The organism is Thiomonas sp. FB-6, assembly GCF_000377645.1.
Lineage (GTDB): Bacteria > Pseudomonadota > Gammaproteobacteria > Burkholderiales > Burkholderiaceae_C > Thiomonas_A.
The window spans coordinates 13,718-36,916 of record NZ_KB898498.1; the positions used below are offsets into that span (position 1 = coordinate 13,718).

Annotated in this window: 21 protein-coding genes; 12 read left to right on the plus strand and 9 right to left on the minus strand. The window is 71.1% G+C overall.

Annotated elements, in window-relative coordinates:
* Positions 1-19 precede the first annotated feature (19 nt).
* From D466_RS0115635 to D466_RS0115645, 3 genes are read left to right on the plus strand one after another with little or no spacing between them, the layout of a single operon-like run.
* On the plus strand, positions 20-1,516 hold the full coding sequence (locus D466_RS0115635; RefSeq protein ID WP_018914648.1) for an aminotransferase class I/II-fold pyridoxal phosphate-dependent enzyme: 1,497 nt from the start codon (positions 20-22) through the stop codon (positions 1,514-1,516).
* A complete protein-coding gene (locus tag D466_RS0115640; RefSeq protein WP_018914649.1) occupies positions 1,513-3,381 on the plus strand; it encodes a nucleoside-diphosphate sugar epimerase/dehydratase in 1,869 nt (622 codons plus the stop codon). Before D466_RS0115635 ends, D466_RS0115640 begins: the two co-directional genes overlap by 4 nt.
* Positions 3,378-4,076, plus strand: a complete 699-nt coding sequence (locus tag D466_RS0115645; protein WP_018914650.1) for an ABC transporter ATP-binding protein — start codon at positions 3,378-3,380, stop codon at positions 4,074-4,076. The genes D466_RS0115640 and D466_RS0115645 overlap by 4 nt, the downstream gene beginning before the upstream one ends.
* Here the strand turns inward: D466_RS0115645 and D466_RS22935 are convergent, their stop codons facing one another.
* The 5 genes from D466_RS22935 to D466_RS0115670 all read right to left on the minus strand — a co-directional run bounded on the left by D466_RS22935 (position 4,077) and on the right by D466_RS0115670 (position 10,795).
* Complete coding sequence (locus D466_RS22935) at positions 4,077-6,677, minus strand: EAL domain-containing protein (RefSeq protein WP_196803498.1); 2,601 nt, start codon at positions 6,675-6,677, stop codon at positions 4,077-4,079.
* A gap of 99 nt (positions 6,678-6,776) precedes the next feature.
* Positions 6,777-8,498: a single-stranded-DNA-specific exonuclease RecJ gene (recJ, locus tag D466_RS0115655; protein WP_018914652.1), complete on the minus strand. Its 1,722-nt coding sequence runs from the start codon at positions 8,496-8,498 to the stop codon at positions 6,777-6,779.
* A 76-nt stretch (positions 8,499-8,574) separates the two neighbouring features.
* Positions 8,575-9,615 carry a hypothetical protein gene (locus D466_RS22020; protein WP_018914653.1) on the minus strand — a complete coding sequence of 347 codons (1,041 nt, stop codon included), beginning with the start codon at positions 9,613-9,615 and terminating at the stop codon, positions 8,575-8,577.
* A 61-nt stretch (positions 9,616-9,676) separates the two neighbouring features.
* On the minus strand, positions 9,677-9,904 hold the full coding sequence (locus tag D466_RS22025) for a hypothetical protein (protein WP_156004354.1): 228 nt from the start codon (positions 9,902-9,904) through the stop codon (positions 9,677-9,679).
* 117 nt (positions 9,905-10,021) lie between these two features.
* A complete protein-coding gene (locus D466_RS0115670; protein ID WP_018914655.1) occupies positions 10,022-10,795 on the minus strand; it encodes an IclR family transcriptional regulator in 774 nt (257 codons plus the stop codon).
* Between the two features lie 163 nt (positions 10,796-10,958).
* Between D466_RS0115670 and D466_RS0115675 the strand changes: the two genes are divergently transcribed.
* A complete protein-coding gene (locus D466_RS0115675) occupies positions 10,959-12,566 on the plus strand; it encodes a GMC family oxidoreductase (RefSeq protein WP_018914656.1) in 1,608 nt (535 codons plus the stop codon).
* A gap of 23 nt (positions 12,567-12,589) precedes the next feature.
* Here the strand turns inward: D466_RS0115675 and D466_RS0115680 are convergent, their stop codons facing one another.
* The 3 genes from D466_RS0115680 to D466_RS0115690 all read right to left on the minus strand — a co-directional run bounded on the left by D466_RS0115680 (position 12,590) and on the right by D466_RS0115690 (position 15,895).
* Positions 12,590-13,528, minus strand: coding sequence for an alpha/beta hydrolase (locus D466_RS0115680; protein ID WP_018914657.1), 939 nt, complete (start codon positions 13,526-13,528; stop codon positions 12,590-12,592).
* Between the two features lie 11 nt (positions 13,529-13,539).
* Entirely contained in the window at positions 13,540-14,307 is a 768-nt protein-coding gene (locus tag D466_RS0115685; RefSeq protein ID WP_018914658.1) for a coniferyl-alcohol dehydrogenase, read from the minus strand.
* Positions 14,308-14,431: 124 nt separating this feature from the next.
* Complete coding sequence (locus D466_RS0115690) at positions 14,432-15,895, minus strand: benzaldehyde dehydrogenase (protein ID WP_018914659.1); 1,464 nt, start codon at positions 15,893-15,895, stop codon at positions 14,432-14,434.
* 242 nt (positions 15,896-16,137) lie between these two features.
* Here D466_RS0115690 and D466_RS0115695 point away from each other — a divergent pair, with 242 nt between their 5' ends.
* From D466_RS0115695 to D466_RS0115710, 4 genes are all read left to right on the plus strand, one after another.
* Positions 16,138-17,955, plus strand: coding sequence for a sigma-54-dependent Fis family transcriptional regulator (locus D466_RS0115695; protein ID WP_018914660.1), 1,818 nt, complete (start codon positions 16,138-16,140; stop codon positions 17,953-17,955).
* Positions 17,956-18,118: 163 nt separating this feature from the next.
* On the plus strand, positions 18,119-18,271 hold the full coding sequence (locus D466_RS24510; RefSeq protein ID WP_018914661.1) for a hypothetical protein: 153 nt from the start codon (positions 18,119-18,121) through the stop codon (positions 18,269-18,271).
* A 51-nt stretch (positions 18,272-18,322) separates the two neighbouring features.
* Positions 18,323-18,613, plus strand: coding sequence for a hypothetical protein (locus D466_RS0115705; RefSeq protein WP_026285349.1), 291 nt, complete (start codon positions 18,323-18,325; stop codon positions 18,611-18,613).
* Positions 18,606-18,926, plus strand: a complete 321-nt coding sequence (locus tag D466_RS0115710) for a hypothetical protein (protein ID WP_018914663.1) — start codon at positions 18,606-18,608, stop codon at positions 18,924-18,926. The genes D466_RS0115705 and D466_RS0115710 overlap by 8 nt, the downstream gene beginning before the upstream one ends.
* A gap of 106 nt (positions 18,927-19,032) precedes the next feature.
* Here D466_RS0115710 and D466_RS0115715 read toward each other — a convergent pair whose 3' ends face one another.
* Positions 19,033-19,239 (minus strand): cold-shock protein, encoded by a 207-nt coding sequence (locus D466_RS0115715; protein ID WP_026285350.1) that lies wholly within the window; start codon positions 19,237-19,239, stop codon positions 19,033-19,035.
* Between the two features lie 408 nt (positions 19,240-19,647).
* Here D466_RS0115715 and metC point away from each other — a divergent pair, with 408 nt between their 5' ends.
* The 4 genes from metC to D466_RS0115735 are packed head-to-tail and all read left to right on the plus strand — an operon-like array spanning position 19,648 to position 23,187.
* Entirely contained in the window at positions 19,648-20,865 is a 1,218-nt protein-coding gene (gene metC, locus D466_RS0115720) for a cystathionine beta-lyase (protein WP_018914665.1), read from the plus strand.
* 31 nt (positions 20,866-20,896) lie between these two features.
* Positions 20,897-21,739 carry a cystine ABC transporter substrate-binding protein gene (tcyJ, locus tag D466_RS0115725; protein WP_156004356.1) on the plus strand — a complete coding sequence of 281 codons (843 nt, stop codon included), beginning with the start codon at positions 20,897-20,899 and terminating at the stop codon, positions 21,737-21,739.
* Between the two features lie 3 nt (positions 21,740-21,742).
* Entirely contained in the window at positions 21,743-22,408 is a 666-nt protein-coding gene (gene tcyL, locus D466_RS0115730) for a cystine ABC transporter permease (protein WP_018914667.1), read from the plus strand.
* Between the two features lie 29 nt (positions 22,409-22,437).
* Positions 22,438-23,187, plus strand: a complete 750-nt coding sequence (locus tag D466_RS0115735; protein WP_026285351.1) for an amino acid ABC transporter ATP-binding protein — start codon at positions 22,438-22,440, stop codon at positions 23,185-23,187.
* Positions 23,188-23,199: the final 12 nt, after the last annotated feature.

Sequence of the window (23,199 nt, forward strand, 5' to 3'; positions counted from 1 at the left end):
GCCCCTTTCCCTTCCGGCCATGAGTCCTCAAGGTTTCGAATCCCTGCTGGTCGACCCCGACACCACGCTGCTGCAGGCCCTGTCGCGCCTGGACGCCACCGCGCAGGGCGTGCTGCTGGTGACCGACGCATCGCGGCAGCTGCTGCGCACCATCACCGACGGCGATCTGCGCCGTGCCACGCTTGCCGGCCTTCCCCCGCAGGCTGCGCTGGCCTCGCTGCCCGGCGGGCCGGCCCAGACCGTGGGCCTGGGCGCATCCATGCACGACGTGCTGCAGCTGATGGACGCTCGGCGCATCGACCACGTCCCGGTGCTCGACGAGCAGGGCCGCGTGGTGGACCTGGTCACGCGGCGCGAACTCTCGCGCCGCACCTACCTGTCCTCGCCGCACCTGGGCGACGACGAGGCGGCACTGGTGCGCGAAGCCTTCGAGTCGAACTGGATCGCCCCGCTGGGCCCGCACGTGGACGCCTTCGAGCGCGAACTCGCCGCCTACGTGGGCGTCGGCCACGCCGCGGCCACGAGCTCGGGCACCGCCGCGCTGCACCTGGGGCTGCGCCTGCTCGGCGTGGGACCGGGCGACCATGTGCTGTGCTCCAGCCTGACCTTCGTGGCCAGCGCCAACCCCATCCGCCAGCTCGGCGCCACGCCGGTGTTCGTCGACTCCGAGCCCGAGGGCTGGAGCATGTCGCCGGCTGCGCTGCGCGCCACGCTGGCCCAGCTCGGGCGCGAAGGCCTGCGCCCCAAGGCCGCGGTGGTGGTGAACCTGTACGGGCAGAGCGCGCGCATGCACGAGCTGCAGCCGCTGCTCGACGAGGCCGGCGTGCCCATGCTGGAGGACGCGGCCGAGTCCCTGGGCGCGACGCTGGACGGGCGCCCCAGCGGCAGCTTCGGGCGCCTGGCGCTGTTCTCCTTCAACGGCAACAAGATCATCACCACCTCCGGCGGCGGCATGCTGGTGGGGGACGATGCCGAGCTGATCGCGCACGCGCGCAAGCTGTCGACCCAGGCGCGCGAGCCCGCGCGCCACTACGAACACGTGGAGGACGGCTACAACTACCGGCTGAGCAACGTGCTGGCGGGTATCGGCCGCGGCCAGCTGCGCGTGCTCGACCAGCGCGTGCGCCGCCGGCGCGAGATCTACGCGCACTACGCGCGCGAGCTGGCCGGCGTGCAGGGCCTGCGCTGGATGGGCGAACCCGCGGGACACATGGGCACGCGCTGGCTGTCGGCCTTCACGCTGGAGCTGCCGGAGGCCTCCCGGCGCCGCGACGCCCTGCTCGACTTCCTCGAACGCCACAACGTCGAGGCACGCCCGGTGTGGAAACCCATGCACCTGCAGCCGCTGTACGCCGGCAGCCGCTATTTCCCGCACGCGCCGGGCGAGGACGTCTCGCGCGCGCTGTTCGAGGGCGGCGTGTGCCTGCCCTCGGGTTCCAACATGGACGAGGCGCAGCTGGCCCATGTGTGCGAACTGCTGCTGCGCGGCCTGCGCCTGCTGGGCACGGTGCGATGAGCCGCCTCGCGGACACCTGGCGGCGCGCGGGAGCCGCCGGGCTGCTGGACGCGGCGCTGGTGGCGCTGGCCTGGGTGGCGGCCTTCGTGTTCCGCTTCAGCCTGCTGCGCAACAACGCGCCGGCCAACATCCTGCACATCGTGGCGGTGACCCTGCCCATCGCGGTGCTGGCCTGGGGCGCGGCGCTGGTCTGGTTCGGCATCTACCGCAGCGCGTGGCGCCACGCCAGCCTGCCTGACGTCTGGCGCCTGGCGCGCGCCTGCGCGGTGGCCGCGCTGGCACTGGCGGCGGTGCTGCTGGTGATGCGCGTGCCCAATTTCCCGCGCTCCATCGTGCTCATCCACCCGCTGCTGGCCGGCGGCGCGCTGCTCGCGGTACGCCTGGCCCAGCGTCAGCTGGCTGAACGCAGCCACCGTGGCGCGCCGGGCGACGCGCGGCCCTTGCTGCTGCTGGGCAGCGTGGACGACGCGGCGCCGGCCTTGCAAAGCCTGCGCGCCACGCGCCTGTGGCGCGCGGTGGCGGTGTACAGCCCGCTGCAAGCCGAAGCCGGCGAGCGCCTGCAGGACCTGCCCGTGCTCGGCCCGCCGCGCGCGCTGGGCGAGGTGGCGCGCGCATTCGGCGCGCAGCATGCGCTGGTGGCCGGCAGCGCGGGCTCGGCCACACGCCGCCTGCTGCTGGAACAGGCCAGCGGCGCGCGCCTGGCGCTGCTCACGCTGCCGCGCGCCGACGACTGGCTGCAGCAGGGCGCGGGCTCGACGGTGCCGCGCAACCTCGAACTCGCCGACCTGCTCGGGCGCGCGGCCGTGCAGCTGGACGTGCGCGGCCTGTCGGATCTGCTGGCCGGCCAATGCGTGCTGGTGACCGGCGCCGGCGGCTCCATCGGCTCGGAGCTGTGCCGCCAGATCGCGCGCTTCGGCGTGGGGCGCCTGGTGTGCCTGGACATGTCGGAGTTCGCCATCTACCAGCTCGAGCAGGAACTGCGCGCGCGCCACCCGGACATGCCGGCCGTGTTCCTGACCGCCAACGTGCGCGACGCCACGCGCCTGCGCGTGCTGTTCGAACGCCAGCGCCCGGCCGTGGTGTTCCACGCGGCGGCCTACAAGCACGTGCCGCTGATGGAACAGGACAACGCCATCGAGGCGCTGCGCACCAACGTGCTGGGCACCGTCAACGCGGCGCGCGCGGCGGCGTTGTGCGGAGCGCGGCGCTTCGTGCTCGTGTCCACCGACAAGGCGGTGAACCCGACCAACGTCATGGGCGCCAGCAAGCGCCTGGCCGAACGCGCGCTGCAGGTGCTGGCGCACGAGCACGCGGGCACGCGCATGGTGGCGGTGCGCTTCGGCAACGTGCTGGGCTCCAGCGGCAGCGTGGTGCCGCGCTTCGCGCAGCAGATTGCAGCGGGCGGGCCGGTCACGGTCACCCACCCGGACATCGTGCGCTACTTCATGACCATCCCGGAAGCCGCGCAGCTCGTGCTGCAGGCCGCGCTGATGGGCGACAGCGGCGACATCTACGTGCTCGACATGGGCGAGCCGGTGCGCATCGTCGAGCTGGCACGCCTGATGATTCGCCTGTCCGGGCGCGACGAGGACGAGATCCCCGTGGTGTTCACCGGGCTGCGCCCCGGCGAGAAACTGTTCGAGGAACTGCTGGCCGACGACGAGACCACGCTGCCCACGCCGCACCCGAAGCTGCGGGTGGCGCGCCACGGCGACGTGGAAGGCCCGCGCGTGGACCTCGACGCGCTGCAGCGGCGCATCGCCATCGGCGGCGCCGAGGAACCCGAAGCCGCCGCGGTGAAGGATCTGCTGGCGTCCCTGGTGCCGGAATACCGGCCGCAACTAGCTCCGGAGGGCAATGCATGACGGACAGCGCGCAATATGTGCTGGAGGCGCGCGAGGTGCGCAAGCGCTACGCCGGAGGCCCGCAGACGGTGGAGGTGCTGGCCGGTGTTTCGTTGCGCCTGCGCGCGGGCGAGTCGCTGGCCATCACCGGAGCTTCCGGCTCCGGCAAGAGCACCCTGCTGCACCTGCTGGGCGGGCTCGACCTGTCCGATGCCGGGCACATCGAGGTCTGCGGCGCCAGCTGGGCCGGCATGTCGCCGGCGCAGCAGGGCCAATGGCGCAACCGCAACGTCGGCTTCGTCTACCAGTTCCACCACCTGCTGCCGGAGTTCAGCGCGCTGGACAACGTGATGATGCCGCTGCGTATCCGCCGCGTCGCCGCGGCGCAGGCGCAGCAGCGCGCCGCCGCGCTGCTGGAGCAGGTGGGCCTGGCGGCGCGCCTGCGCCACCGCCCGGCGGAACTCTCCGGCGGCGAGCGCCAGCGCGTGGCGCTGGCGCGCGCGCTGGTCACGCAGCCGGCGCTGCTGCTGGCCGACGAGCCCACCGGAAACCTCGACGCCGATTCCGCCGACGTGGTGTTCGATCTGATCGATGCGATGGCGCGCGAGCACGGCAGCGCCATGGTGCTGGTCACGCACGACGCGAGCCTGGCGGCGCGTTGCGGGCGCACGCTGCATCTGCAGCACGGCACCCTGCACGAAGCCGCAACGGCCTGATCAGGCCTGGGCGCGAAGGTAGTCGCCGGCGCAGCGCAGCAGGTGGTCCAGCGCCGACTGGGCCATCGCGTCGTCGGCGTCGGGGCCGGCGCTCATCCAGTCGCGGAACATGGCGTAGAGCTCCGCGTAGGCCATGGACAGCGGGTGCTGCCCGCTCAGTCCGGCGGCCAGCAGCCAGCGCCCCACCGGCCCCTCGGAGGGGTCGCGGCTCATGATCAACGGCGGCTTGGGCTCCGGGTAGTGGCGCGCGATCAGCAGGTCGGTGTCCAGCGCCACCAGTTGCTGCGCCACGCAGCTGAGCAAGCCGGGCTGGCTGGGACCGCGCCGCGGCTGCCAGGCTGTCAGCCAGTTCTCGAACTCCGGCGCCGGCATGGGGCGCGCGATGCCCCAGCCCTGCGCCTGCTGCACGCGCAGCGCGCGCAAGGCATCGACAATGTCCGGGGTTTCCGCGCCCTCGGCCACGAAGTCCACGCCCAGGCCGCGCGCCAGCTGCGCCAGGCTTTGCACGAAACGCAGGTCCTGCGGATTGTCGGCCAGCCCGCGAATGAAACCCTGGTCGAGCTTGATGATGTCGATGGGCAGTTCCTTCACCCGCAGTAGCGAGGAGTAGGCGCTGCCCACGTCGTCCAGCGCGATGCGGCAGCCGAAGGCGCGCAGCGCGGTGAGCGTGTCCTGCGCGCTGGCGAAGGACAGGAAGTCGTTGTGCTCGAGCAGTTCCAGCACCATGCGCTGCGGCGGCAGGCCGCTGGAGGCGGCCACCTCGCGCACGGTGTCCAGCGCCTCGCCGGAGGCCAGCAGCAGCGGGTCGATGTTGACCGCCACGGCCAGCTCGGCGCCGCATTCGCGCTGCCAGCGCAGCGCGTCCTCGGCCGCCTGGCGCAGCACCGCCACGGTCATGGCCACGAGACCGTCGCGGCCGAGTTGGTGGATGAAGTCCAGCGGCCCGATCAGGCGCCCGTGGCCGTCGTCCAGGCGCGCCAGCGCCTCCACCTCGACCACGCGGGAACTGTTCATGTCCACCACCGGCTGGTAGTGCACGCGCAGCCCGCCGTTGGCGAAGCGCTCGCGTACCAGGCGCAGGTGGCGGTAGCGATCGCGGTCGACCTCCGGCTGGTACAGGCGCCAGAAGGGCGCGCCGCTGCCGCGTGGCTGGCGCTTGATCGCGTACAGCGCCTGGTCGGCGTGGCGCAGCAGTTCGTCGGGGTCGCTCGCGTCCTCCGGGTAGACGGTCAGGCCCAGGCTGGCGCGGATCTGCAGCACGCTGTCCCCGGGCGGAAGGGTCACCGGCTCGACGATGCACTGGCGGATGCGCGTGAGCATGGGCTCCAGGTCCTCGCGCGCCACCAGGCCCTGCATGACCAGCACGATCTCGTCCCCGCCCAGGCGCGCCACCATGTCGGAGGAACGCACCGCCTCGACCAGGCGCGCGGCCACGGTGCGCAGCAGGGCGTCGCCGGCAGCGTGGCCGTGGTTGTCGTTGATCTGCTTGAAGTCGTCGAAATCCAGGATGCCCACGGCGACGAAGCCGCCTTGGGCATCGACCTGCGCCAGCAGTTCCTGCAGGCGCGTGCGCAGGCCGCGCCGGTTGAGCAGCCCAGTCAGCGGGTCGTGCTCGGCCAGCCAGGAAATATGGTGATGTTCCTGCTGCAGGCGCCGGCGCAGATCGAAGGCGTCCAGCGCGTGCCCGAGCAGGCGTGCCACGCGCTCGAGCAATTCGAGCACGGCTGGGGTGAACACGCCGGCGCGCCCGGAGGCCACGCCGAGCAGGGCCCAGCGGTGGCCGCCGCGGGGCACCGGCACCATCGCCACCGCGCGCATGCCCAGGCGGCACACGCTGTCGCGGTACTGGTCCATCCCGGCCTCGGCCAGGTAGTCATTGCTGTACTGCAGCGTTCGGGTGTTCCAGGCGCGCGCCGCCAGGCTTCGCTCGGACTGCTCGCCCAGCACGTTGGGGCGATACCAGTCCTCGCCCACGTGCACGCTGCCGGCCTGCGCCAGCAGGTCCACGAAACCCTGCTGGCCGGCCCGCCCGACCAGCACGGCCTGGAACAGGCCGGAATCGGCCAGGCGCTCGCAGGCCTTTTGCAGCATGTCGCCCAGGTCGCCGGCCGACAGCACGAGTTCTTCCTCGGCCAGCAAGGCACGGTAAAGGCCCTGCGTGGTTTCGTGTTCGCGCTGCTGCACGCGGCGCCGCGTGACGTCCTCCAGCACGCCCAGGTAGTAGCGGGGCCGGCCGCGCGCCTGCACGCCATCGAACAGCGGGGACAACTGCAGCGCGATCCAGGTGTCGCGCCCGTCGGCGCCGCGGCTGCACAGCTCCACGCGGCAGGCGCGCGCCTCGGCCAGGGCCGCGCGCACTTCCTGCAGCGCCGGCTGGTCGCCCGCGTCGCCCTGCAGGAAACGCGCTCGCGCGCCGAGCGCGCGCTCGGCGGAGATGCCGGTGAGCCGGCAGTAGGCGGGGTTGACGTACAACAGCGGGAAATCAGGCTCGCGCGCGTCGACGATCATCACGCCCTGGTCCATGGCGGCGAGCGTGGCACGCCAGCCGGCCGCGCTGGGCATGTCCCACGCGGCGGGCTCGGAATTCGATGGGGAACGCACGGGCGCCTGCATGGCGCACAGCATAGCCTCTCCCGCCCGCCGGTGGCGGCGCCCGGGGCGCCGGGGCTGCACCCGCGCAAACCCGGGGCGCGGCGCGCTTCAGCCCTGCTCGACCGCCTCCAGCACCATGCGCGGGCTGCTGCGTCCCTGCCAGGTGTTGGCCTCCAGGCGCCAGGCCACGCGTGAACGCTCGGGCAGGAAGTCGCTGCGGTTCCAGGCCACCAGTTCGCGCACCGCGGAACCGCGCTGCCCGGCGGTTCGCACCCGCGCGCGCAGGTGGCCGTTGCCGAACTGGCTCTGCTGCACCACCTCGATGTCGCTGGCGAACACCGGCGGGGCGAAACCCTGGCCCCACACCTGTTCCTGCAGCAGCGAAGCCACTTCCACGTCGAACCACTCGGCTTCGAGCTCGCCGTCCACTTCCAGTTCGCGCGCCAGCAATTCGGGCGACAGCCATTGCGCGGCCACGGCCTCGAAGGCGGCGGCGAAACGCTCGAAGCCCGCGGCCGGGATGCTGCAGCCGGAGGCTGCCGCGTGGCCCCCGAAACGCAGCAGCAGCCCGGGCTCGCGCTTGGACACCAGGTCCAGCGCGTCGCGCAGGTGAAAGCCCGCGATGGAGCGCCCGGAGCCGCGCAACTCGCCTTCGCCGCCGGGGGCGAACACGAAGGTGGGCCGATGGTGGAGTTCCTTCAGCCTGCCCGCCACGATGCCCACCACGCCCTCGTGCCATTCGGGTGAATACAGGCAGATGCTGGCGTGGCGCGCGCCGTCGGCCGCGTCCTGCAGCGGCTCCAGCGCCGCCTGCGCCTGCTCGCGCATGCGCTGTTCGATGCCGCGGCGCTCGCGGTTGATGGAGTCCAGACTCTGCGCCAGTTCCAGCGCCTGCTCGTGATCGTCGGTGCTCAGGCACTCGATGCCCACGGTCATGTCGGCCAGGCGCCCGGCGGCGTTGATGCGGGGGCCCAACGCGAAGCCCAGGTCGAAGCAGGCAGCGCGCGCGGCCTCGCGTCCGGTGGCAGCGAACAATGCGCGCAAGCCGGGCTGCAGGCGCCCCTCGCGCATGCGCCGCAGGCCCTGCGCCACGAGCAGGCGGTTGTTGGCGTCCAGACGCACCACGTCGGCCACCGTGCCCAGCGCGACCAGGTCCAGCAAGCTGTCCAGGCGCGGCTGGCTGCCGGCATCGAAAACGCCGCGCGCGCGCAGCTCGGCGCGCAGCGCCAGCAGCACGTAGAACATCACCCCCACCCCGGCCAGGTTCTTGCTCGGGAATTCGCAGCCCGGCTGGTTGGGATTGACGATCACGTCGGCTTCGGGAAGCTGCGCCGCCGGCAGGTGATGGTCGGTGATCAGCACGCGCATGCCCAGCTCGTGCGCGCGGCGCACGCCGTCGATGCTGGCGATGCCGTTGTCCACGGTGATGATCCAGTGCGGGCGGCCCTGCGCGCGCTGCGCGACCAGATCCACCACGGCAGGCGACAGGCCGTAGCCGGTGGTGAAGCGGTTAGGTACCACGTAGTCCACGTGCGCGCCCAGCATGCGCAGCCCGCGCAGCGCCACCGCGCAGGCGGTGGCGCCGTCGCAGTCGTAGTCGGCCACCACGCACAGGGTCTGCCCGAGCGCGATGGCGTCGGCCAGCGCGCGCGCCGCGGCATCGGCATGCAGCAGCAGCGAGGGCGCCAGCAGCGCGCTCATCTGCGGCTGCGCCTGCTCGGGTTCGCTCACGCCGCGGCCGGCCAGCAGCCGGGCCAGCAGCGGGTGCAGGCCCGCGCTTTGCAGGCGGTGCACGTGGCGGGGAGAAGGGTCGCGGAAGACGAAACGCATGCCGGATCGGGAGGGTAGGGTCGGGAAACGGAAATCGGAAGACGGGAACGGGCGGCCGGCAATCGCGCCCCGCGGATCACAACGGGTCCAGCCAGGCACGCGCCGCGGCGTCGCGCCAGAAATGCCAGGAGCGCGAAGCGCGCAGTTCCAGGTCCACCCAGCTGCGCGAGCCGGCCAGCACCAGGCGCACCGCGACGTGTTCGCGCAGCGCGGCGGCCAGGCGCGAGGCGGCCTGGGCGTCGAGTTGCTCGCAGGCCTGCTCCGGCTGCAGCGCATCGCGGCTGCCGAGCTGGAGCACGTGCAGGGAATGTGGATGGCGCGACTCGCCCAGCGCGGGCAGCGCGTCCGCCAGCGCGCCCAGCCAGGCGCAGCCGCCGGAACGCCAGGCGGCGCTTTCGCGCTCGTCCAGCACGAAGGGGTTGGCGGGCAAGGCGCGCAGCACACCGCAACCGTGCAGCCACAGGGTGTTCACCTCGAGCAGGCCGGCCTCGCGCCGGGCCTCGTTCACCGCATGCCCGGCCCACACCATCTGGATCTCGGTAAGCAGGCGGCGCCACGGCGCGGCGGCCGCGCCGCCGGGCATCCAGCTCGAGGCGTTGCGGCCGACCGCGCGCAGCGGGTCGGCACTGAGCACCTGCTCCAGCGAGGGGTGGGACAGCAGCCAGCGCCCGGGACTCGGGGCATGCAGTTCCCAGGACGGCTCCTGCAACAGCGGCAGCACCGCCTGCAGCAGCGCCCCGGCCTGCTCCGCGCCGAGTTCGAGGTCTGCCGGATCGGCGAGTTGCAGGCTGTCGCGCCCGAGCACCAGGTGGGCCGGCCAGGCCAGCGCCCAGGGGCGCGACAGCGCCGGCAGGCCGGCGCCGGCGGCAGCCAGCGACCCCCAGGGGGCCTGCTGCTCGGGAACCTGAAGTTCCGGCTCGTCCAGGCCCAGCGCGCGGCGCATCCAGCGCTCGGCCGGGCTCAGCCAGGCGGCTTGAGCGTCCTCGCGCACCGCTTCGCGCGTGACGACATGGGCCATGCGCAGCGCGCGCAGCAGGCGCGGCAGGCGGCCGCCCTGCACCACCAGGCGCCAGGCCTCGGCGTCCAGCGCCGCAGTGTCGATCAACAACGTGTGCATGCGTGCATTATCGGCTGCACGCGGCCGGGGACCGGCGCTCGCCGGTCCGCCGTGGCTTCGCTTACAGCGTGCGCGAGTTCAGCGCCCGGGCGCGCTGCAGCATCGCCAGCAGTCCGCGCAGGGCCTCGCGCACCGGCTGGCCGGTGACGACGGCCGGGCGCAGCGCCGGCTGGCCCACGCTGCGCGGAGCCTCGGGAATCCATGCGCCGCGGCGCAGCATGACCGAAGCGGGGGTCGCGCAAGCCTGCGCGGGAAGGGAGAACATGGAGACTGCGGAACGGGTTTTCATGATGTGCCTCATGGTTTACCCGAATCGTAGGGTATTCCCTAGGCCTTAGGGTCCCGAAAATTGTCGCAGCGCACCAATCTCATCGCGAAACCCCGACTTCCCCGTCCCGAAAACCAATCAGAGCAATTCGGTCATGCGCGAAGCCGCCTCGCGCAGGGCGGGAAGGTGCTCCAGCATCTGCGCCAGGGACATGCGCGCCACCGGTGCGTGCACGGCCATGGCCGCGCGCACCTCGCCGCCGCGGTCGCGCACCGGCACCGCCACCGCGACCAGTCCGGGAATGAATTCCTCGTTGTCCACCGAATAGCCCTGCTCGGCGATGCGCTCGCAATCGGCGCGCAGCGCAGCCGCCTCGGTGAGTGTGTTCGGCGTCAGGGCCTTGAGGGTGAGCTGGCCCAGCACGCGCGCGCGCCGCTCCCGGCTCATCGAGGCGAGGAACAGCTTGCCGCTGGCGGTGCAGTGCAGCGGCACATGCACGCCCACGTCCAGGGTCAGGCGCCAGGGCCAGGGCGCCTCGACCCGATCCAGGTACATCACTTCCACCCCGTCCAGGGTGGTGAAGTTGCAGGTCTCGCCCACGCGCGCCACCAGGTCCGTGAGCACGCCGTGGCGCAGGCCGCGCACCGTCGAGTGCGACAGCGAATCGAAGGCCAGCTTGCGCAGCGAGGGCCCGACGGCGAAGTGGCGCTCGTCGATGTCGCGAACGATGTAGCCCAGTTCCAGCAACTGATTGCACAGGCGGTGGGCAGTGGCCTTGGGCAGGCCCAGCGCCTGCGCCAGCTCGGCCAGGCTGAGCGCCCGCCCGGCGTCGGCGATGAAGGACAGCAGGCGCAGGCTGCGCTCGGCCGAGGAACTCGTGGCAGCGCTGTCGGAGCCTTCCTGAGCGGGCATGGTGCGTGCGGAAATGGCTGTTGTCTCGGACATGTCGAAAAAGTATTTTTGAAACGTTGCGTTCCACTTTTAACCTAACTACCATCCCGTCCAAGGGCCCTGGGAAGATCGGACGAAGCCCTTTCGCAAGCAAGCGGACAACGAGGCATCGAGGAGCTGGTGGATGGCTGAGCAGTTCGACTACATCGTAGTAGGCGCGGGTTCCGCGGGTTCGACGCTGGCGGGAAGGCTGAGCGAGGACGCGAACACGCGCGTGCTGCTGCTGGAGGCAGGGCCCGCCGACCGCTCCTTCTGGATCCACCTGCCCATCGGCTACGGCAAGACCATGTGGAGCAAGCGCTACAACTGGTGCTTCCACACCGATCCCGACCCGAACATGAACGGGCGGCGCATCTACTGGCCGCGCGGCAAGACCCTCGGGGGTTCGAGCTCGATCAACGGCCTGATCTACATCCGCGGCCAGCGCGAGGACTACGACCATTGGGCCGAGCTGGGCAACGAAGGCTGGGGCTACGACGACGTGCTTCCGTATTTCGTGCGTAGCGAGTACAACCAGCGCGGCGCCAGCGCCTACCACGGCGGCAGCGGCCCGCTGAAGGTCTCGGACGTCGGCGCGCGCCACGAACTGATCGAGGCCTTCATCGAGGGCGCGGGGCACAACGGCGTGCCGCGCACCGAGGATTTCAACGGCGAGCGCCAGGAAGGCGCCGGCTATTACCAGCTGACCACCTGGCGCGGCTGGCGCTGCAGCGCGGCCAAGGCCTACCTCGCCCCGGCGCGTTCGCGGCCCAACCTGCGCGTGCTGACCCAGGCGCAGGCCACCTCGCTGATCCTGGAGGGCGGCCGCGCGGTGGGCGTGCGCTACATGCGCCACGGGCGCCTGTGCGAGGCGCGCTGCGACGGCGAGGTACTGCTCAGCGCGGGCGCCCTGCTGTCGCCGCAATTGCTGCAACTGTCGGGCATCGGGCCGGCCGAGCATCTGCGCAGCCTGGGCATTCCGGTGGCGGTGGACCTGCCCGGCGTGGGCGAGAACCTGCAGGACCACCTGCAGATGCGCCTGATCTACGAGTGCACGCGCCCGATCACCACCAACGACCAGTTGCGCAGCCTGTTCGGACGCACGCGCCTGGGCCTGCAGTGGCTGTTCGCGCGCAGCGGCCCGCTGGCCGTGGGCATCAACCAGGGCGGCTGCTTCATGCGCGCGCTGCCCGAGGAGGCGGCCACGCCGGACATCCAGTTCCACGTGGCCACGCTCTCGGCGGACATGGCCGGCGGCGCGGTGCACCCCTTCTCCGGGTTCACGCTGTCGGTCTGCCAGTTGCGCCCGGAGTCGCGTGGGCGGGTGCGCATCCGCAGCACCGACCCCTTCGAGGCTCCGTCGATGCAGCCCAATTACCTGGCCACCGACCTGGACCGGCGCACCGCGGTGGCGGCCGTGCGCGCGGCGCGGGCCATCGCCGCCTCGCCGGCCATGCGCCCCTACGTGAAGCGCGAGTTCAAGCCCGGACCGCAGACCGACGGCGATGCCGCGCTGCTCGAGTTCTGCCGCGACAACGGCGCCACCATCTTCCATCCCAGCGGCACCTGCCGCATGGGCGCGGATCCGCTGGCCGTGGTCGACGCCCGGCTGCGCGTGCACGGTGTCCGGGGCCTGCGCGTGATCGACTGCTCGGCCATGCCCACGTTGGTGTCGGGCAACACCAACGCCCCGGCCATCATGATGGCCGAAAAGGCGGTGGACATGATCCGCGCCGACGCGGCGCGCGCCTGAGGCGAAGCGCCGGGCCGCGCCCCTCAAGGCTCGCGCAACCAGTGGGCCATGGCCTGCGCGAGTTGCAGCTGGGCCCATCGCGCGGCGGCCACACCGCCGCCCATGCTGACGAAGCCGTGCGCCAGCCCGCGGTACTCGACCAGCACCGTCGGCGTGCCGGCGCGCTGCAGCGCCAGCGCGAAGGCCTCGCCCTCGTCCCGCAGGGGATCGTGGGCGGCGAGTTGCACCAGGGTCGGCGGCAGGCCCGACAGGTCGCCGAGCAACGGCGCGCCGCGGAAGTCGGGCGCCCTCCCCTCGGGTCCGAAGTAGTGCCGGGAAAAGTACTGCATGGTCCGCAGGGATAGCGTCGGCCCGTCGGCGTGGCTGCGCAGCGAGGCGTAGCCGGCGTCGTGCCCCCCGGCCGCCGGCGGATACACCAGGGCCTGCGCGCGCAGTGGCGGCGAGCCGGCGTCGCGCGCCAGCATCGCCGACACCGCGGCGAGCACCGCGCCCGCGCTGTCCCCGGCCACGCCGAGGCGCCCGCCGTCGACGCCGAGCTCGGAGGCGTGAGCGGCGACCCAGCGCAGGGCGGCCCAGGCATCGTCGACCGCGGCCGGGAAGGGATGCTCGGGAGCCAGCCGGTAGTCCACGGAGACGACCGCCGCGCCGCTGTCCACGCACAGGCGCCGGCACACGCTGTCGTAGCCGTCCAGGTCGCCGAGCACGTAGCCGCCGCCGTGGAAATAGACGATGCAGGCCGGTGCAGTCCCGACCGCATGGGGCCGGTACAGGCGCAGCGCCGGAACCACGGAGTCCGCGGCGATGTCGCGCACCGCGCAGGGAGCCGGCGCCACGTCGGCCGCGGCGAGTATCTGGCGGTACACGCCGCGGCAGGCGGCGGGAGGGACATCGGCAAGGTCGGGAGCCCCGCTCGCGCGCGCGGCGGCGACGAGCGCGGCCAGTTCAGGATCGAGTGCAAGCATGTGCGCGGCCCTCATAGGTAGGTCGAGGCCAGTCCGCCGTCCACCGGCAGGTTGACGCCGCTGATCCAGCGCGCATCGTCGGAGCACAGGAAGGCGATGACCGGCGCGATCTCGTCGGCAAGCGCCGGCCGCTTCATGCGGTGCGCGTCCCGGCTCACGCGATCCGGCCCCAGCATGGTCACGAAATCCCCCAGGATCGGCGTCATGACCGGCCCCGGCGCGACGCAGTTCATGCGCACGCCATGCTCCAGGAACCACGGCTGCGACTGGGTGAGAGTCCACACGATCAGAGCCTCCTTGAAGTACTGGTAGCAACTCTCCTGGGCGACCGGATGGCGCGCCAGGTAGTCCAGCCCCGCGCCGAAATCCGCGGTACGCGCCAGGTCCTTGTGCGCCTCCAGCCGGGCCGGCCATTCCGCCCCGAGGATCGACGCCACGTTGACGATGCTGCCGCCCTGCGGCATGCGCCCGAGCACGGCCTGCGTCAGATGGCGCAACCCCAGATAGTTGACCCGCGCGACCCGATCGGCCGGCGCCGTGCCGGGCACCCCGGCCACGTTGGCCAGGCCGTCGATGCGCGCCGGAAGTTCCCGCACGGCGGCATCGATGGCCCGCGGCTCCGAGAGGTCCGCCTTGACGAATCCATCGAGGCTGATCGCCGCCTCGCCGAGGTCGATACCCACGACCCGGGCGCCGCGCTCACGCAGCAGGCGCGCGGTCTCGGCGCCGATTCCCGAACTGACTCCGGTGACCACGAGGGTCTTTCCTGCAAGCTTCATCTCCATCTCCTGGGTTGTCCAAACGTTCGTAGGGTCGGAATGCTCTCAAGAAAACGCCGGGCCGCCCCAAGTTTTCTTGACCCCCACGGGGGGCGGGCTGGGCGCAGCCCGGCCCTGGGGGCGCTCAGAAGGGGTACGGCGACGCCGACTCCTTCACCGTGAACCACTTCCAGGTGCTGAACACCTCCCAGTCCGCGGGGCCGCCGTGGCTGGCGCCGTTGCCGGCCACGCCGGGGCCGCCGAAGGGATTGACGGCGTCGTCGTTCACGGTCTGGTCGTTCACGTGCACCATGCCGGCATCGAGTTGCCGGGCCAGGCCCATGGCGCGCCCGAGCGACGGCGAGATCACGGCGGCGGCGAGTCCGCCGCGGCTGTCGTTGGCGATACGCACGGCCTGCTCGTCGCTGTCGAAGGCAATCAGGTTGACCACCGGGCCGAAGGTCTCCTCGTCGTAGCCGGGCATGCCCGGGCCCACTCCGCTGAGCACCGTGGGCTGGTAGAACAGCCCTTCGTAGGCGCCACCGGCGAGCAGGCTCGCCCCCGCGGCCACGCTGGCCTGCACGCTCGCATGCACGCGATCGCGCTGGCGTGCGTCGATCAGCGGGCCCAAGGCCACCTGGCCGGAAGCGCCGTCGCCCAACGGCAACTGCCGCGCCTTGGCCACCAGGCGCTGCGCCACCGCGTCGAGCAGCGAGGCGTGCACCAGCACCCGATTGGAGGCCATGCAGATCTGCCCCTGGTGCAACCAGGCTCCCCAGGCGATGTTGCTGGCCGCCACGTCCGGGTCGGCATCGTCCAGCACGATCAGCGAGTTGGTGCCGCCCAGTTCGAGGGAGAGCTTTTTCAGGTGCCTCCCGCCCAGCTCGCCGATACGCCGCCCCACGGCCGCCGAGCCGGTGAAGGAAATCAGCGCCACGGCCGGATCGACGACCAGCGCCTCGCCGACCTCGGCGCCGCCGGGAAGCACGTGCAACACGCCTTCGGGCAGGCCGGCGAGTTCGAACAGGCGCGCCAGCAGGAAGCCGCCGCTGACGGGAGTGCGGGGGTCGGGCTTGACGATCACCGCGTTGCCCATGGCCAAGGCCGGCGCGACCACGCGCAGGGCCAGAATCAGCGGAAAGTTGAAGGGGGAGATGACCCCGACCACCCCCAGGGGCACGCGCTGCGCCAGGCTCAAGCGGCCGGGCACGCTGGGAAGCACCTGGCCTTGCGCCTGCAGCGGCAGGCTCGCGGCGATGCGGCAGAAGGCGATGGCCTCCCGCAGCTCGTGCTGCCCCTTGGGCAGGATGCCTCCGGTCTCCCGGGTCACGTAGCGGGCTAGTTCGTCGAAGTGCAGTTGCAGCAGATCCGCCGCGCGCAGGAACACGGCGGAGCGTTCGCGCGGCGCCATGGCCCACCATGCGGGCTGTGCCTGGCGCGCGAGGCTCGCCGCGCCGCTCACGTCCTGCGCAAGCGCGAGCCCCACGCGGCCGAGTTCCGCGCCGGTGGCCGGCTCGATGACGGCCGCGCTGGCCGAGGCGGCGCGCCAACCGCCGCTGAACAGGCGCTCGCTCCACAGGGAATGCTGAAGGAAGGTGGTATCGCTCATCGATGCTCCCGGTTGCGGCGCGAACCCCGCGCCGTTCCCCTGCCTTGCGCAAGCACCATGCCAGGCAAGCCCATGCTGCACTGCGCAAGATGCCCTGCCGCTTCGTGGTCGCGGGACCTGCGCCGCCGACGCGGCCGATGCGCCGCGCCGCAGCACCGGGTTTACGCGCAGCCGGCGAATTCACCAATTGATCAACAATTCGCCGAACCACCTGAAGACTCTCATGTCTTGAGCAACTGCCGATGCCACGCTCCCCGAGGATTTCCCTGGCCGAGGTCTCGCGTTCCAGCGGCGGCCTGCTGCGCCGCGGCGACACCGCGCACGACGATCCCGCGCACCCGCCCACGCTGGGCGACCTGACGGAGTCGCTGTTCTTCTCCCCCGGCGACGGGCGCATCTGGCTGCAGGACCAGCGCATGGTGCTGCTGCACGGGGCAGCCTTCGGACATCTGCGCCGCGAACTCATCGACACCCTCGGCGCGGACAAGGCGCGCGGCCTGCTCACCCGTGCCGGCTACCTGTCCGGCACGCGCGACGCGCAATTGGTGCGAGGGCGCTGGCCCGACGGCGACCTGCTGTCGGTGTTCCTGGCTGGAACCCGCCTGCACGCGCTGGAAGGCGTGGTCAAGGTCACCCCCCTGGCCGTGGCATTCGACAAGCTGCGCGGAACCTACGAGGGCGAATTCCGCTGGGACCATTCGGTGGAAGCCGACGAACATCTGGCCGCCTACGGCGTGGGCACCGAATGCGCCTGCTGGAACCAGATCGGATACGCCATCGGCTACGTGACCACCTTGTTCGGCCAATTGGTGGTGTTTCGCGAAGTCGAGTGCCGGGCCGCGGGCGCGCCGGCCTGCCGCGTGGTGGGCCGCCACGCCGCGGCCTGGGGCGACGTGCGCGAGGACCTGCATCATCTGCACGCCCAGGGCTTTCACAGTCCGGCCCCGCGCGCCCGCGCGCCGGCCCCGCACGCGGCGAGCACCCAGGAGGGCGCGACCGCCGCGACGCAGGCGCCCACGGGCCTGGTGGGAGCGTCGTCGGCCTTTCATTCCGCCTGCCACCAGCTTGCCCGGGTGGCGCGCACCCAGGCCACGGTGCTGTTCACCGGGGAGTCCGGCGTGGGCAAGGAGGCTTTCGCACGCCAGCTCCACGCCACGGGGCCGCGTGCCCAGGCGCCCTTCGTGGCCGTGAACTGCGCGGCGATCCCGGAGACCCTGCTGGAGTCCGAATTGTTCGGCGTGGAACGCGGCGCCTTCACCGGCGCCACGCGTTCTCGCCCCGGGCGATTCGAGCGCGCCGATCGCGGCACCCTGTTCCTCGACGAGATCGCCACGCTGAGCCTGACCAGCCAGGGCAAGCTGCTGCGCGCCTTGCAGGAGGGGGAGGTCGAGCGCGTGGGGGGCACGCGCACGCTGCGCGTGGACGTGCGCGTGGTCGCCGCGACGAATGTGGACTTGCAGCAGGAAGTGCGTGCCGGGCGGTTCCGCGAGGACCTGTACTACCGGCTCAACGTCTACCCCATCCACCTGCCGCCGCTGCGTGATCGGCGCGACGACGTACCGCTGCTGATGGACCACTTCCTGCAGGTCGAGTCGCGCCGGCACGCACGCACGCCCAAGGGCTTCAGCCAGCGGGCGATGCGCGCGATGATGCACTACGCCTTTCCAGGCAACATCCGCGAGCTGCAGAACCTGATCGAGCGTGGCGTGATTTCCTGCGACGACGGAGAGGCCATCGACCTGCCCCACATGTTTCGTCGCGAACAGCTGCCCGACGACTTGCTGTTGTCCGTGGGCAGCGACGGCAACCTGCAGCCCGAATCCGCGCCGGGCCGCAGCCTGCGGGAGGCCGTGGCGGACGCGCTGGAAGGCGGGCCCGGCTCCCTGCACCGCATCGAACAGCGCCTGCTGCGGGAGACCCTGCAGGCGCATGGGGGCAACGTCGCGGCGGCGGCGCGCGACCTCGGGCTCACGCGGGCGCAGTTCGCGTACCGCTTGCGCCGGGGCGAGCAGGCGCCGGAGCCTCGCCGGCGCGGGCGCAAGGCGGATGCAGCCTCGTAACAAGTTTTTGCATTTCCTCGCCATCGGCTGTCGCGGATGCGCTCGCGCATCGCGTTATGGCCCGCAATGCATGCAGATTGTTCCGATCGCTCACGTTGCGGAGTCCTTCCATGAACCGACGAATCCTTCCCGCCCCCGCCTTGCCCTGCCGGCAGGTGGTGCGATGAAAACCCAACTGCCCGCGCGGCGCGTGCTGGGCACGCTGCTCGCCGTCGCGCTGCTGCTCAGCCTCGGCGGCTGCTACGTGCTCGTGCCCGGGCCCGGCTACTACGGCTACCACGGCGGCTGGCATCACCGCGGCGACGACGACCGTTGAGCGCCTGAACCCGGCCTTCCCTTTCCCGTTCCATCATCCAGCCACGAAACCATGATGAACAAGCTCCCGAGTCTTTCCCCGCGCGGCCTGCGCCGCGCCGCCGCCGCCGGCGCGCTGCTGGGTCTGAGCCTGACCGCCGGCGTGGCCTACGCGGATTTCGACGACCACCCCCGTCTGGTGGCCGCCGACCGCGAGGCCTATCAGGCGATGATGCAACTGCGCGCCGCCAGCAACGGCCCGGCCGCCTTTGGCGGACACCGCGACCGCGCGCTGCGCCTGCTGGAGCAGGCGCGCCGGGAAATCCACGAGTCCGCGCGCTTCGCGGACCACCACCGTGATTGAGCGCGCCCGGACCTGGCGGCGCCGCGCGGCGCCCTGGCTGCTGCTGGCCGGGGCGGCCGGCCTGGGCGGCTGCGTGCAGGCACCGCCCGCGCAGCGCCCGGCAGCGGTGGTCGTGCCCGCGCGCTCGCCGCTGGACGGACACCCTCATCTCATCGCCGCGATGCACGCCGTCGACGCGCAGATCGCCCAGCTGCGCGCCGCGCGCAATGGCGACGACGGTTTCGGCAGACATCGCGGGCACGCGATCCAGCTGGCGCTGCAGGCGCGCGCGGAAATCTACCGCGCAGCCGTGTTCGCGGACCGCCACCCCTGAGACCGGGGCGCGGCGCACGCGCATCCGGGCGAAAAAAAAGCCTCGCGTCGCCGCGAGGCTTTTTTTCGCCGGCCCGCCGCGAACGGCGGGGCCGGGACGTCCGCGCTCAGATGGTGCGGATGTTCGTGGCTTGCGGGCCCTTGGGGCCGCTCTTGACCTCGAACTGCACGTTGGCGCCTTCGGCCAGTGTGCGGAAGCCGCCGTCGTTGCGGATTTCGCTGTGGTGCGCGAACAGGTCCTTGCCGCCGTCGCTGGGAGCGATGAAGCCGAAGCCCTTGCCGTCGTTGAACCACTTCACGATGCCGGTCTGAATAGTCATGCTGTTTCCTTGGAATTGAAAGATGGACATACCAACTCCTCACGCGTCGAAGGCGCGGGGAGACAGAAACACTCAAGAACTATCAGCGGGGTGTGGGGCTGAAGCTAGCCGCTCGCGAAACATGGCCCTGGGAAGGCCGGCGGGGCTGCAGACGAGACCTTGGAAGAACGGTCTTGTGCGAATCTATGCGTAGGATCGTACCACCTTTCCTTTGCCCGCAGGGGCCCGCGTCCGCCTCACGCATGCTGCGCCGCGGCGACAGGTGTGCTTGAACTTTTCCATTTCATCGCCTTCGCCGCGAATTTTTTTCGATCTCGGCCCTAAGCAGGACGAAAATCGACAAAAAACTCAGCGACTCGCCAAGCAGAATTCCTGCAGATCCCACAACTCGCGAGTCCTGCCATGCTCAACGCCCCCAAGCTGCAGCTTCCCTTGCCGCCCGACGCGCCGGCGCCGCGGGCGCGTCGGGGCGCGACCCAGACCTTCCTGACCCACGCCGCGCGCAGCAAGGCCTTCCACGGCTTCGTCAACCCGCCGATCTACCGCGGCTCCACGGTCCTGTTCGAGAGCATGGACGACCTCGTGCACGGGCGCGCGGAATTCACCTACGGCCGCAAAGGCAATCCGAGCCTGCGAGCGCTGGAACAAGCCTGGTCCGAGCTGGCGGGCGCCGCGGGCACCATCCTGTGCGGCTCGGGGCTGGCGGCGATCACCACCGCGCTGCTCAGCGTGGCCAGGGCGGGGGACCACCTGCTGGTGGCCGACACTGTGTACGGCCCCGTGCGCGAGCTCTGCGACGGCCTGCTGGAGCGCTTCGGTGTCGAGGTCAGCTACTTCCCGCCCGATCCGGGCGAGACCTTCGGGGATTATTTCCGCAACAACACGGCGGCCGTCTATCTGGAGTCCCCGGGTTCGCTGACCATGGAAATCCAGGATGTTCCGGGCCTCGCATCCGTGGCGCACGAGCATGGCGCCTGCGTACTCATGGACAATACCTGGTCGACGCCGCTTCTATTCGACGCCCACGGCGCCGGCGTGGACATATCCATCGAAGCCGGAACCAAATATCTCGGAGGGGCTTCGGATCTCTTGCTGGGCGTGGCCAGCGCCAATGCCGCCTATTGGCCCATGCTGCAAAAGACCCACAATATGCTGGGGTGCATAGCCGGCCCCGAGGATGTATTCCTGGCGCTGCGCGGATTCCGCACCCTGGATTTGCGCATCCGGGAGTCCGGCAGGCGCGCGCTGGAGCTGGCGCAGTGGCTGCGAGCCCGCCCCGAGGTGTGCAGCGTGCTGCACCCGGCCTTCGAACAAAGCCCCGGGCATGGCTACTGGAAACGCGACTATCATGGCGCCAGCGGCCTGTTCTCTGTCGTCCTGGAGCCGTTTTCCCAGCAGGATCTCGCACGCATGCTCGACGGATTATCCCTGTTCGGCATGGGATATTCCTGGGGCGGATTCGAAAGCCTGATCACCCCCATTGATCACGATCTCGTGCGCACCGCCAGCCCCTGGTCGCATACCGGCCCCACGCTGCGCCTGTATATCGGCCTGGAGGATGTCGAGGATTTGAAGCAGGACCTCGCGGACGGATTTTCCCGGTTGACCGGGAACCGCTGAATCGAGCATGTTCAAACCACGGAGACCCAGCATGAAAGCTACCCACAAGAACCCCCTCGCCACCCCTGCCGCGGAACCGCCGATGGCCGGCCGCCGCACGCTGCTGGGCGCCGCCGCCCTCGGCGCCCTCGGGCTTGTCGGCCTGCCCGCCCACGCCGATCCCGCCGGGCTTTGGAAGCGCATCCAGGCCCGCAAGGAACTGCTCGTCGGTCTGGAAGGCACCTACCCCCCGTTCAACTACGTGGACAAGCACGGTCAGCTGACCGGCTTCGAGGTCGAGTTCGCCAAGGCCCTGGCCGCGCAGATGGGCCTGGGCGCCAAGTTCGTGCCCACGCCCTGGTCGGGCATGCTCGCCGGCCTGGATGCGGCCCGCTTCGACGTGGTGATCAACCAGGTCACCATCACCCCGGAGCGCGAGAAGAAATACCTGTTCAGCAAGCCCTACACGGTGTCGGGCGCGCAGATCCTGGTGCGCAAGGGCGACCAGAACAAGTACGCCACCATCGCCAGCCTGGACGGCCGCGCCGTGGGCGTGGGCCTGGGCTCCGACTACGAAGCCTGGCTGAAGAAGAACGCGCCCAAGGTGCGCATCCAGACCTACTCGGGCCTCAACACCGCGCTGCAGGACCTGGAGATCGGCCGTGTGGACGCGATCATCAACGACCGCCTGGAATCGGCCTACCTGCTCAAGCACACCGACGGACGCGTGGTGGCCGCGGGGCAGCCCTTCTCCAAGCAGTACTCGGGCATCGCCATGCGCCAGGGCCACCCCCAGCTGCAGGCCCACGTCGACGCCGCGCTGGAGGCCCTGCGCAAGGACGGCAAGCTCGCGGCGATCTCCACCCAGTGGTTCGGCATGGACATCTCGCGCTGAACCATGAACAGCGGTCTGCAACTGGTCTGGGAGTCGCTCCCCCTGCTGGCGCAGGGGGCCGGCTACACCATCGTGCTCAGCGTGGGGAGCATGGCCATCGGGCTGCTGATCGGGCTGGCCGTGGCCCTGGCGCGGCTGTACCCCGTGCCGGGGCTGAGCCAGCTGGCGTCGTTTTTCGTCTCCTTCATCCGCGGCACGCCGCTGCTGGTGCAGCTGTTCCTGATCTACTACGGACTGGGACAACTGGGCCTGCGCCTCGACCCCATTCCCTCGGCCTTCCTGGGCTTCAGCCTGAACATCGGCGGCTACACCTCGGAGATCATCCGCTCGGCCATCCTCTCGGTCGACCACGGGCAGTGGGAAGCCGCGCAGTCCATCGGCATGTCGCAGCCGCTGACCCTGCGCCGGGTGATCCTGCCGCAGGCCGCGCGGGTGGCGCTGGCGCCGCTGGGCAACAGCTTCATCAGCCTGGTCAAGGACACCTCGCTGGCGGCGACCATCCAGGTTCCCGAGCTGTTCCGGCAGGCCCAGTTCATCACCGCGCGCACCTTCCAGGTGTTCACCATGTACCTGGCCGCAGCCGCCATCTACTGGGTGCTGTCGAGCATCCTGGCCCGGGGCCAGACGGGTCTGGAGAACAAGTTCTCCGCCTACGTGCGGCGCGGGTAGCGCGTCGCGGAAATCCCATGCACGACACGATGATCGAGATCAAGGGCCTGCGCAAGGCCTTCGGCGAGACGGAGATCCTGCACGGGATCGACCTCGGCGTACGCAAGGGCGAGGTGGTGGCCATCATCGGCCCCAGCGGCTCGGGCAAGACTTCGCTGCTGCGCTGCCTGAACTGCCTGGACGAGCCCACCGCGGGCTCCATCCGCGTGAACCAGGTGGTGATCGACGCGGCGCTGCCGCTCAGGCGCCAGAAGGCCGCGGTGCGCGAGTTGCGCCAGCACGTGGGCTTCGTGTTCCAGAACTTCAACCTGTTCCCGCACCGCACGGCCCTGCAGAACGTGGCCGAGGGCCTGATCCACGTGAAAGGGCAGCCCGCGCAAGCCGCGCTGGAAAGCGCCCGCGCGATGCTCGCCAAGGTGGGGCTGGAGAACAAGCGCGACCAGTACCCCTCGGCGCTCAGCGGGGGACAGCAGCAGCGCGTGGCCATCGCGCGCGCGCTGGCCATGAACCCCGACGTGATCCTGTTCGACGAGCCGACCTCGGCGCTCGATCCGGAACTCGTCGGCGAAGTGCTCGCGGTGATGCGCGCGCTGGCCGGGGAGCACCGCACCATGGTGGTGGTCACCCACGAGATGAACTTCGCGCGCGAGGTGGCCGACCGCACCGTGTTCATGGACGGCGGCTCCATCGTCGAGCAGGGGCCGTCGAAGGAATTGTTAGCGGCTCCCCGCGAAGCGCGCACCCGCAAGTTTCTCGGGCGCCTGATGGAAGGCCGCTGAGGGCCCCGACCG